The sequence below is a fragment of the Bartonella sp. AC10YNML genome (assembly GCF_042196825.1).
In the GTDB taxonomy this organism is placed as follows: Bacteria; Pseudomonadota; Alphaproteobacteria; order Rhizobiales; family Rhizobiaceae; genus Bartonella.
On record NZ_JBHIRA010000020.1, the window covers coordinates 19,066 to 28,511 of the forward strand.

Annotated in this window: 11 protein-coding genes and 1 pseudogene; 2 read left to right on the forward strand and 10 right to left on the reverse strand. The window is 39.5% G+C overall.

What is annotated here, in order from left to right:
* Position 1: 1 nt before the first annotated feature.
* From ACFINA_RS08380 to ACFINA_RS08390, 3 genes are read right to left on the reverse strand one after another with little or no spacing between them, the layout of a single operon-like run.
* On the reverse strand, positions 2 to 2,056 hold the full coding sequence (locus ACFINA_RS08380; RefSeq protein ID WP_375607313.1) for a portal protein: 2,055 nt from the start codon (positions 2,054 to 2,056) through the stop codon (positions 2 to 4).
* Positions 2,041 to 3,366 carry a PBSX family phage terminase large subunit gene (locus ACFINA_RS08385; protein ID WP_375614732.1) on the reverse strand — a complete coding sequence of 442 codons (1,326 nt, stop codon included), beginning with the start codon at positions 3,364 to 3,366 and terminating at the stop codon, positions 2,041 to 2,043. Before ACFINA_RS08385 ends, ACFINA_RS08380 begins: the two co-directional genes overlap by 16 nt.
* Positions 3,347 to 3,661, reverse strand: a complete 315-nt coding sequence (locus tag ACFINA_RS08390) for a hypothetical protein (protein ID WP_375607311.1) — start codon at positions 3,659 to 3,661, stop codon at positions 3,347 to 3,349. Before ACFINA_RS08390 ends, ACFINA_RS08385 begins: the two co-directional genes overlap by 20 nt.
* A 297-nt stretch (positions 3,662 to 3,958) precedes the next feature.
* On the opposite strand from ACFINA_RS08390, the gene ACFINA_RS08395 reads away from it, so the two are divergent.
* Both ACFINA_RS08395 and ACFINA_RS08400 read left to right on the forward strand, forming a co-directional pair.
* Positions 3,959 to 4,417 carry a hypothetical protein gene (locus ACFINA_RS08395; RefSeq protein ID WP_375614126.1) on the forward strand — a complete coding sequence of 153 codons (459 nt, stop codon included), beginning with the start codon at positions 3,959 to 3,961 and terminating at the stop codon, positions 4,415 to 4,417.
* A 59-nt stretch (positions 4,418 to 4,476) separates the two neighbouring features.
* Entirely contained in the window at positions 4,477 to 5,181 is a 705-nt protein-coding gene (locus ACFINA_RS08400) for a hypothetical protein (RefSeq protein ID WP_375614127.1), read from the forward strand.
* 7 nt (positions 5,182 to 5,188) lie between these two features.
* Here the strand turns inward: ACFINA_RS08400 and ACFINA_RS08405 are convergent, their stop codons facing one another.
* The 7 genes and pseudogenes from ACFINA_RS08405 to ACFINA_RS08435 all read right to left on the reverse strand — a co-directional run.
* The gene (locus ACFINA_RS08405; RefSeq protein ID WP_375615401.1) at positions 5,189 to 5,683 is read right to left on the reverse strand and encodes a hypothetical protein; all 495 of its coding nucleotides are present in this window, start codon (positions 5,681 to 5,683) and stop codon (positions 5,189 to 5,191) included.
* 52 nt (positions 5,684 to 5,735) lie between these two features.
* Entirely contained in the window at positions 5,736 to 6,179 is a 444-nt protein-coding gene (ssb, locus tag ACFINA_RS08410; RefSeq protein ID WP_375615402.1) for a single-stranded DNA-binding protein, read from the reverse strand.
* Positions 6,180 to 6,448: 269 nt separating this feature from the next.
* On the reverse strand, positions 6,449 to 6,934 hold the full coding sequence (locus tag ACFINA_RS08415) for a hypothetical protein (RefSeq protein ID WP_375615403.1): 486 nt from the start codon (positions 6,932 to 6,934) through the stop codon (positions 6,449 to 6,451).
* 398 nt (positions 6,935 to 7,332) lie between these two features.
* Positions 7,333 to 7,848: a hypothetical protein gene (locus ACFINA_RS08420; protein WP_375614129.1), complete on the reverse strand. Its 516-nt coding sequence runs from the start codon at positions 7,846 to 7,848 to the stop codon at positions 7,333 to 7,335.
* The gene (locus tag ACFINA_RS08425) at positions 7,835 to 8,182 is read right to left on the reverse strand and encodes a hypothetical protein (RefSeq protein ID WP_375610763.1); all 348 of its coding nucleotides are present in this window, start codon (positions 8,180 to 8,182) and stop codon (positions 7,835 to 7,837) included. Before ACFINA_RS08425 ends, ACFINA_RS08420 begins: the two co-directional genes overlap by 14 nt.
* 182 nt (positions 8,183 to 8,364) lie before the next feature.
* The gene (locus tag ACFINA_RS08430) at positions 8,365 to 8,751 is read right to left on the reverse strand and encodes a hypothetical protein (protein ID WP_375615404.1); all 387 of its coding nucleotides are present in this window, start codon (positions 8,749 to 8,751) and stop codon (positions 8,365 to 8,367) included.
* Positions 8,735 to 9,446: pseudogene (locus ACFINA_RS08435) on the reverse strand (hypothetical protein); the annotation flags it as partial. The pseudogene ACFINA_RS08435 and the gene ACFINA_RS08430, both read right to left, overlap by 17 nt.

Consider the following 9,446-nt stretch of genomic DNA (forward strand, 5'->3'; position numbering starts at 1 on the left):
TTCAATGTGTTATTATATTTTTTGTCAAAACTCGATAGTGTTCCAACTGTGCCTGTAAAGCTTTGCGTTCTAAATCACGCTGCGCTATCTCATTTTTTGCCTGTTGAAGTTCGAGCTGCATACGCGCTTGTTCTTGTTTCAAGAAAAGTTCGATATTTTTCTGCTGCAATGCCGTTTGTTTCTGCTGCGCATCAAGTTGATAGAGTGTGCTCTTTGCTTGCGCTTCTTGCTGTAAAACAGCAATCTTTGCTTGTTGCTCTGGAGTTAATTGTGCTCCTTGGCTTTGTTGCATCATCTGCTGTTGCTGCTGTTCTTGTTGTGCCTGCTGTGCTTTTGCCGTTAAATTTGCTACCAATGTTGCTGGCAGTGGGGAAAGCTTTAAAAGATCTGGAATCATCTCCGGTGTTAAGAAGCCACCAAGCAACGGCAACATCTGCGTAATTGCCGCAAAAGTTTTTTCTTTTTCATTGGGGCTTGTCGGTGAATCATCGACAATAATGTCATACTCAAGCGTTGTGACAGCTTCACGGGTTAACGGCACATATTGCGCATTCTCTTGTCCAGAAATACGCACCAAACGCCCATCAGAGAGATAATTCTGAATAAGATAGAGAATAATCTTTCCCTGCCTACACCGATAAAGCTTGAGATTATCAAACAGCCCCGCAAGCAAATTAAGCGTTGATTGCCGGCGTGTATTTTCCAGCACATTGGCTTGGTTGACCTCCCGTGTTCCGATAAACTCAGCCGATAACCCTGTTACATGCGTTATCGCTTCACGCGATTCATTAAACAGCTGGAAAAATCCATTGGGAAATTGTGCACTTGGCTTTGGTTGAATTTTCCCTCCTGTAAGCGCGCCATTTTTAACCCAAGTAATCGTATCCGTTCGCGCCCAGCTTTCCATGGCTTGGCGATCATCATCGAAAGCGCCTCGTTCTGCCATCAAGCCGCCCTTAGACTGGCTATTAAGGATATACATCACTTGGCTAAAATATTTATTCGACCATTTTTGTGGATCTTTTGCGGGGCGAACAATCCCGTAAAACTGGTTTTTAAGCTTATCCAGCGTGCCCGTGATACACTCCCACCCAAATTGCCCATCAGGTGCTAATGGCTTATCGGGCTTTGCTAAAAGACGTCGTCCTAGAAAAGCGCGCCTCACCACTTTTTTATTAAAACACACCCCTTGTAGTTGTGGCATCACCCTTTGAAGCTGTTCAAACTCCTGTTTGCTATAGTTGCGCATCTGGCCGGTTTGAAGATCAGGCGCCTTGTAAGTGATCTCATATTCAAACCAACGGCATTCAACCAGCGTAACATAGCGTTTCCTAGAACACGGCTCTGATAGAGAAGTCGCATTGGAGTCATCTTGATACGCATCAAGTGACACATGAGAATCCTCAGAAGCGGTTGTACTATCGATAGCCCAATCGGCGTTAAGATCTTCAACAGCAACATCAGGAAAAAGACTTTTAGCATCCTCAACAGATTTACGATCAACATACCACATACGCTGTGCGTCAATGAGATTTGGTCTTACAGCATTGGCATCCCAAACCATTTTTAAGGGATCTAAACGTTGAACAGCAGGTATCCCTTCGGGATCTGTATCATAATCAAGCCGCGTATCTGTCCAGCCCATACCGCAAATGACCATATCCTGAAAAGCATCGGAATCGGCATATTCCGCCTCCGCCTCATCACGAAACCATTCTGCTGCTCCAGTAAGCAATTCATTGGGTATTGCTGCTCCCATTTGCCGTGGTTGAAACTGTACTTCGCGCTTATTATTACGCTCCGCTCCAACAATAGCATTCACAAGGGGCGCAATGCGGTTAAAAGTCATGACAGGACGGCGTTGCTCTTTTAAAACCGCAAGATCTTCCTCTGCCCATTGACGACCATTATAAAAATCAAAATCTTCACGCGCCTGTTCACGCCATTTATTGACATGTTCAATATCTTCTGCGTACCAAGACTTTAAACGCTTATAGATTTCATATTCATCGAGGATTGTCGTTTTTTGAAAGTCTTGATCTAGAATGCCATCCATGATGCCGCTTCTCTTTCCATCGTGCAATAACGCTCTTGCTTGGGTTTGACACTGGGTGCTTCATAGACAACGCACATTAAACCAAAGGCATCCGCCCCATGGCTCGACCAATCATGCTCTGCACCCAAACCAATGCCGCGCTTCTCATCCCATTTCTCGTGATACCAATTCAGTGCTTTGCGCCCTGCTACCGTCATCTCTTCATTAAACCAAACAGACGGCAAAATACGCCGCACCGCCTCTATTCGCATCTTAACCGCCCCCGCCCCTTGATTAGGGATTACTTGCGTTTCAAAACCCGCATCATTTAAAGCACTCTCAAAACTCACATTGTGCACACGATCTCTCGTCGCACCATCATGGGGTAACACCATCAATGCCTTCTCATAACCATTTTGACGTAACCAACCGATATGTTCCGATAATGGCTGTCCCTGTGCTTCGTAATAATTAAGCACTCTGATTTCTCGCCCCACAAACTGTGCTATCCATATCGCTGTTGCATCTGCCTTGGCGCCCGTACCCCCAATGTCCCAAAAAGCCCGTATCTGCATTAAAGGGTCACGCGCAACACGCCCTATCCGCCCCTCTTGCTCGGCTGCCAACATTTCCCTCTGATAATAAGCACCTTGAACCGCTTTCAGATAATCCCCTTCCCAGATATGCTTATAGGTCTCTGGACGGTTTCTCAGATCATCCAATCGTGCTTCATTCAAGATCTTGGGAAACTTCGGATTGTCTGACCAATTGATCTCTACACGCTTGATTGCCTCATTGTCTGAAAAGCGAAACCGCTTCTCAACGGGTGCATTCTCTCGCAACGGGTTCCATGTGACCCATAACTCTGCTCGCCACCCCTCTCCCTCTTCTCGCAAAGTCGGTATAAGCGTCTGCCAAGCCGTCTCTGTAACCGGCTCTGCTTCATCAACCCAACAAAGCAAAATACGCCCCATGGATTTGATACTGGCAATATTACGGTCTAGTCCAGAAAACTGAAAGGCTATACGACCATCTATCGATTTAATCGACGACTCCCCAACCTTGTAATAGTCCTTTAAAAAGTCGTGCGCTTCAATGGCGCGCTTAATCTCCTCCAATGAACTCTCTGCTAGCGAATTCTGAAACTGACGTGCACAAAGTATAGTGCCTGATATCCCTCCCATACCAAATTGATAGCCTTTTAAAGCAGCCATCAAGGCAAATGATCTTGTCTTTCCAGACCCTCTTCCTCCCCAAGCAGCACGCACCAAAGCCTTACCTGTAAAAATCGGTATAAGCTTTGGAACAATATTAATCTGTCGTGTCGTCATTGACCAAAGGCGCGATTTCTACACGCGTTATCATCTTAATGGCGCCCCCATCTTCCCCTGTCACTTGAAGAGGCAAAATCTTTCCCAACAATGACAGATAAGCAGCGGGGCATTTGATTGCCTGTTTTTCTAGATAAGAGATCAAACCATCATCACCATATTTCTTACCAGCGCGCTCAGCTGCCTTAAGCACTGCTTCTTTCAAAATACGTGTCGTTTTATTTGGCACACCTTTTACTCGCCCTTGACCTGCCTTTGGGGGCGTTTTTTTTGCAAGTTTTTCAGTGGTTTTCATGTGTGTTTCTTTTTGTAAACAAGACAATAAAAAAACCCCGCAAAAGCAGGGCTCTGAACAATCATATAAACTTATAAGAAAGGTTATACCTTTACCGTAATTCTAGACACAACTCGACTAGTACAGCAACGCCATAAAACACTATTTTTCATATCCTGTCAACAAAAAAATCACGATATTGTATATTTTTTATTTTTTTACCTAAATCTAGTGTCTTTAACAACCAACCACTCACAATTGTATCATCTAAACGAATCAATTATATGACTAGAAACTAATAAAAAGCGGGGGAGAACAATGCGTGATATTGTCATAGTAATAGTGGGTATACTCATCCTATGGGCTATAGTCTCTGACATGCGGGAAGAAGCAGAGAATGGTCGGAATACAGAATTTCAAGGTACTCTTTTATTAGTCATAGTACTTGGGGTGCTTTGGTATCTTGAATTTTCAAGAAACTCTTTATTAGTAGTAGCAATTTTGTTGTTTGCTTGGAGAAATTACCTAGGAATAATAGCAAATTTTGAACATGATCGCTTAGTCGAATACTCTCAAATGGCGTTTGATTATGAGAATGAAAAAATTAATAAAGCGATTATACAACGAAACGAAGCAGTTAAGGAAAACAGTAGGATGGTCGATAGACACTACAAAGCGATTAAGGAACAAGAGAAAATAATTGAGGAATTATACGAAAAGCTTTGGCAACAACAGAAACAGATAATGATAATGGAAAAACAGAATGAATCTGGTTGAGAAAAAAATCAATTAAAAATTCAATACTATGATTAATGATTAATAAAAAGGGGGAGAAAATGTGGTTTATTATAGGAATTGTAATCCTTATCTTAATAATCCCAATATTAATTGATATTATTATATTAGTAATTTACGGCATTGGATTATTTCTAGGGGGCATACTTGAAACTCTAAAAGAGTTCCTAAATTTAGTAGGAAAAATACTATTAACAATAATACTGCCAACGTTAGAAACTATCGATTATGCTTTTACAAAGGATAAAAGCAAATGGAACGAAATAATTGAAAAACGAGAAAGATTTAGAGAACATAAAGCGATTAAGAAAAAAAACGGAGAAAAAACAATAAATTATTACTTTCGTTTTGCTAAACGTGGCTTATTTCTACTCTTGCGCCTAGTGGGGCTCTCCTATTTCACAGCAGTGGTTACCTTTATAATTATGTTTTCTACAGGGTACATCATTGCTACGTTTTTCCCCCGCTCTTTTGCCCCTTATTTGTTAGGGACAATTATTTTAATGCTTACTCTTCCCCTTACAGTCTGTATGGCACCAATCCAATATAGAATACAATCGCTACCAGTTTCATTTTTACTACAAATGTTAATTCTTTTTATTGAGTTTCACGAAAACCTCTCTATGGGTATTGTATTCTATATCGCATTCTTTGAGCTATTCGTATATATATTATTTAGCTTTTCTCACGCAGTATTTATAGCCGAACTATCAGAAGAGCAATCAACTGCCTTTGAAACATTATAATAAACATTTACCATTTAGTTTTTCTGTCAAAATATTTATGAAGCGCGTTAAGAGCGACCCGCAATGAATTCACAAGATGTGGTAATGTTTGGTCTTCGACAACAATATATTGTATTGCTGCATAAAGATTATACTGTTTATAGAGATGTTGTGTTTCTTTTATCGCCTCTTGCATATTAGAAAACTGTCCTGTTGCAAATTCGACCCATTTTTCTCTTGCTTTGTCATCAGAAGATGATGGTATTTCGTCATAAACAGCGCTTGGTAAACCTTTTGCACACAAATAGTCATTTTTCACTTCAAGATATTTTTGCGCAGCATCATACTGATCTTGAGTAAGCACACCTTGCAAACATAGCCGCCCAACATAAGACCCAGCAAGCGGATTTTTAGCCTCTTCAATCGTCAAACCAAAGCGTTTAGCACGCATTTCAATTGCCAATTGATTAACAGGATCTTGACGTACTTTCATTTGTGAAATATAAGTATCTTTCTTTTTCATACATCCCCTAATCTGTGGGAGCCCACATGTTTCTCTTTGCTCTATTTTTTAATCAAAATGGCATGCTATCATTAAGAGATGCGCTATAATCTTTAGCACCTGAAGCGATAGCATAATTTTGAGAAGTAACGGAAGAAGAGGTAGACTGCTCTTTCTTTGCATCAAGCAAATACAACTCGCCTTTGAATTGCGGTAAAACAATCTCTGTTGTGTAACGGTCAATACCATTTTTATCTTGCCATTTGCGTGTTTGTAATTTTCCTTCTACGTAAACTTTTGAACCTTTGTTGAGATATTGAAGTGCAATTTTTGCCAAATATGGATTAAAAACCACAATGGAGTGCCATTCCGTTTTCTCTACTTTTTGATGAGTATTTTTATCCGTATAGCTTTCAGAAGTTGCCATACGAAAATTGACTACTTCTGTTCCAGAATTCATTGTTTTGCTTTCGGGATCAGCACCTAAATGCCCGATTAACGTCACTTTGTTTAGCATGTTTTTTCTTACCTTAAACTTGTACTTTAATACATGGAAAATCTTAGCATGATTTGCTTATTTTTTCAATTATTTCAAAATGATATTATTGTTTTTTAACATATAAAATTATGTTTTTTATCTTTTGATAAACATAAAGCCACATCACGCAAATGACATGGCTTTCTTTTTTCTATTTTAAAGCAGGCGCCCCCGCCGCACCACTGCTTTTTTACGCAATTTGATCTAAAATCGTTTCATTTCCATTGATTATGATATTGTCACAAATGCTAGCATTGACCACAAACTTTGGCATTGCCATAAACTTCAGCATACATATCAACGCTAGCATTGCCAAATACATGCGCATTCCCATAAACCTTGCCTCTAACATCTGCTTTTCCATAGACCTTAGCATTATCAAAAATACGAGTGGTGCGTAGAGTTTGTGCTTCACCAAAAACCTCTGCATTGCCATAAACATGACCATCTATCCAAACCTTACCGTGAATTTTTGCATTATCGTAAACACGGGCGTCACCATAGACCCAAGCATCACCAAAGATTTGTGCATTACCGTAAACACGCGCCCTTTGACAAACACGGGCGTTATCTCTAACCCAGCAATCACCATCATGCGAAAGGTGCATACTGCTTTCTATAAATCCACCTAGGTCACCTGCTTTTACGTCTCCAAAATCTCTAATGGCTCTAATACGACGCAATGTGTGTAAACCAGCAACAATTGTCTCACCTGTAAATTCATATTTTTTCATTGGAATTTTTCCTTAACGTAATGGAGTTTTCAATTGACACCCTATAAGGGCGCCGGGCGTTGAAAACACGGCGTTAAGTCCGTCGCTATGCTTTCCCCTAAAAAGAGTATTATATAGCACAGCACACCCGACATAAATCATTATACGCTTTAATAAGCATAAAAGACAATCAGTATTTAAAGGCATGGGAAAGGCTGTTTCGTAACCTATCCGCTTAACGCTAAGTGTTTTCAGCACTTGATACTTTTCTAACAGCATGCCTTTCGAATGTCAACATGCCTTTGCAATTTTTTTCTTTTTTATACTTACCTAATTGAATATAACGCGCTTTTTCTAGCTTGCTGTCTATAATGTCATAAAAATGAAGTCTCTGTAAAAAGTATAAAATCTGAATTTTACTATGATTTTTTAACTGAGCACTGTAGTGTGTAAATAGATATGTTTATTAAACTGCGTGTATATAACATAAGAAACAATATACAAAATAAAAAGGAATACCAAAGAGCAATATCTGAGTACCAAAGTACAGTATCCAATGAAAAAGGAAGTTTGTGTTCCACATACCTAGAAATGACAGGCAAAAAAACCGTTTCTTTATAACTATTTGGAAAAATTAAAACGACAAGCGCTAAAATTATTATATTTAAAAGTCTGTGCATATACTGTTGTAAATCACGTGTTAGTTTCACCCAACCCGTTGTATCATCATCTTTATATTTTGGATTATTTTGCAATTCAAAAGGAATATGAGAATTGCATAAAATTACAAAAATATTTGTTATTATTATCAAACCAAAAGATGCAAATATCAAAATACTTTGGATAAAGTAGGGATTTTTTTTAATTCCTAAAAAATATAAAAATATAAAAGTTATAATGCCAAACAAGGCTCTTATTTGCTTATCTGTAAACATGTTCATTTCCTGCGGCTTTTGATAATTTTTTGATCTCTCTGTTAATCTCGTCTATAAGAGGTTCGTAATTGAGAACGCTTTTCGGAATATTCCCACCGTAAACCCATGCTTTTACTTGCGCTTTGGTGCTAAAATCCGCATTTTCTGGTGTGGTATAATACTGACCGCCATCAAACTTTTCACACTCTCTTGTACCGTCTTCATATTCGTAGAGGTTGTAAAAATACTCCTCTGCTCCATCTCCCCAAGGAACATACCCAACAGCCGTTGCAACCCACTTTTTTTGCATAGGCTGTTTATGATTTGTTAAGAACAGTTGTTTTAAAATTTCCATGTTTTTAGTCCATAATTTTACCAATAGGTTAATTTACCTTAAATTTGACCGTACAGAGCGTTTTGTGTTACTGGTGTGGTTTTCATCATAAAATCTTTAAATCGCTTTGTACGGTACATTTTTGATGATTTAAACGCATATCTAATCACAAAACCATCAGCACTTTTCACTAGTTTGCTGTTTTAAGCCGCTTTTGAATTGCTACTGTTATGTTGCTCTTCACTAGGCTTGCCTATTCTCATGCATGAAATGCGCTTGCCTCCTAAGGCTAGGTTACGCGTATTTTCAACTGCTATAAAAACCTTCTCAGCAACACCATAAAGCCCGCTTTCTAAATCACGACAATACTGCGCCAGATCAGCACATGAGGGGACAAAGGTTGTTGACATACCTTTTGCCTCACCACGGATAAGATTTTTAACAGCTTGCAACAAAGACCAGAGTGAGATGCCGTTAAGAGCAGCGATATAAGCCTTTGCACGCGCCTCTGGATTTGAAACTTTTTGCATTGTCAAACCACCTTCAAGCACATCAAGAGCCTCTGCTATATCTTCAACAGATGCTTTCACGGTAAATAAGTTTTGGACTGTCTGATAGGCTTCTAAAGCTTGTTTCTCTAGGACTGGTGTCAATTCCATGCCACTGATCAAGGTCCATGGACATTCCAGTGTTACATATTTTGCCATCTGTTGTATGGCGTTTTGTAGAGGCGTCACTAAGCTGTGTTGCACCGATAAGATTACGGATTGCCTCTCCGGTACCACCGCGAGTTCTTTGATCTTTTGAAAAGTTTCCATTGTTTCCACCATTGTTGTTCGTGTTTTTTATTTTTTCTAAATCATCAACCGCCTTGCGTATCCAGTTACGCCATGTTGCTTGCCAATCGATTTTGGTTGCATTTGCTCCGGCTTTTGAACGCCAGTAATCTCGAAACTTTGCAATTTCGACTTTCACACGCTCTGAAGGCAAACCCGCTTCGATTGCAAAATCGTAATCGGGTTCGAAATCATTCGGTAATCGACAGCCCCGATTAGCTTTTGACCGCTTAGCTTTTTTCGGAACGCTTGTCTGCTCGTGAATGGGAGATTGGTTATCTGCTATCGTTTCATTTTGCTCTGATGTGGTCTCAACAGCAGCAACCTCGATTGGCTCTTGAACCAAATCAGTGATTTCTAAATCTTCAAAATCAATTTCTTTTTTTGATAAAACGATAGTTTTATTTTTTTTATATATATTATTCTTATTCTGGTTCTTTATAGCTAGA

Bases quoted from the DNA above. Each gene is read 5' to 3' on its own strand.
- ACFINA_RS08425 (WP_375610763.1), bottom strand. From the start codon at position 8,182: ATGGAAATTTTAAAACAACTGTTCTTAACAAATCATAAACAGCCTATG.
- ACFINA_RS08395 (WP_375614126.1), top strand. From the start codon at position 3,959: ATGCGTGATATTGTCATAGTAATAGTGGGTATACTCATCCTATGGGCT.
- ACFINA_RS08405 (WP_375615401.1), bottom strand. From the start codon at position 5,683: ATGAAAAAGAAAGATACTTATATTTCACAAATGAAAGTACGTCAAGAT.
- ACFINA_RS08400 (WP_375614127.1), top strand. From the start codon at position 4,477: ATGTGGTTTATTATAGGAATTGTAATCCTTATCTTAATAATCCCAATA.
- ACFINA_RS08415 (WP_375615403.1), bottom strand. From the start codon at position 6,934: ATGAAAAAATATGAATTTACAGGTGAGACAATTGTTGCTGGTTTACAC.
- ACFINA_RS08390 (WP_375607311.1), bottom strand. From the start codon at position 3,661: ATGAAAACCACTGAAAAACTTGCAAAAAAAACGCCCCCAAAGGCAGGT.
- ACFINA_RS08380 (WP_375607313.1), bottom strand. From the start codon at position 2,056: ATGGATGGCATTCTAGATCAAGACTTTCAAAAAACGACAATCCTCGAT.
- ACFINA_RS08420 (WP_375614129.1), bottom strand. From the start codon at position 7,848: ATGTTTACAGATAAGCAAATAAGAGCCTTGTTTGGCATTATAACTTTT.
- ACFINA_RS08385 (WP_375614732.1), bottom strand. From the start codon at position 3,366: ATGACGACACGACAGATTAATATTGTTCCAAAGCTTATACCGATTTTT.
- ssb (WP_375615402.1), bottom strand. From the start codon at position 6,179: ATGCTAAACAAAGTGACGTTAATCGGGCATTTAGGTGCTGATCCCGAA.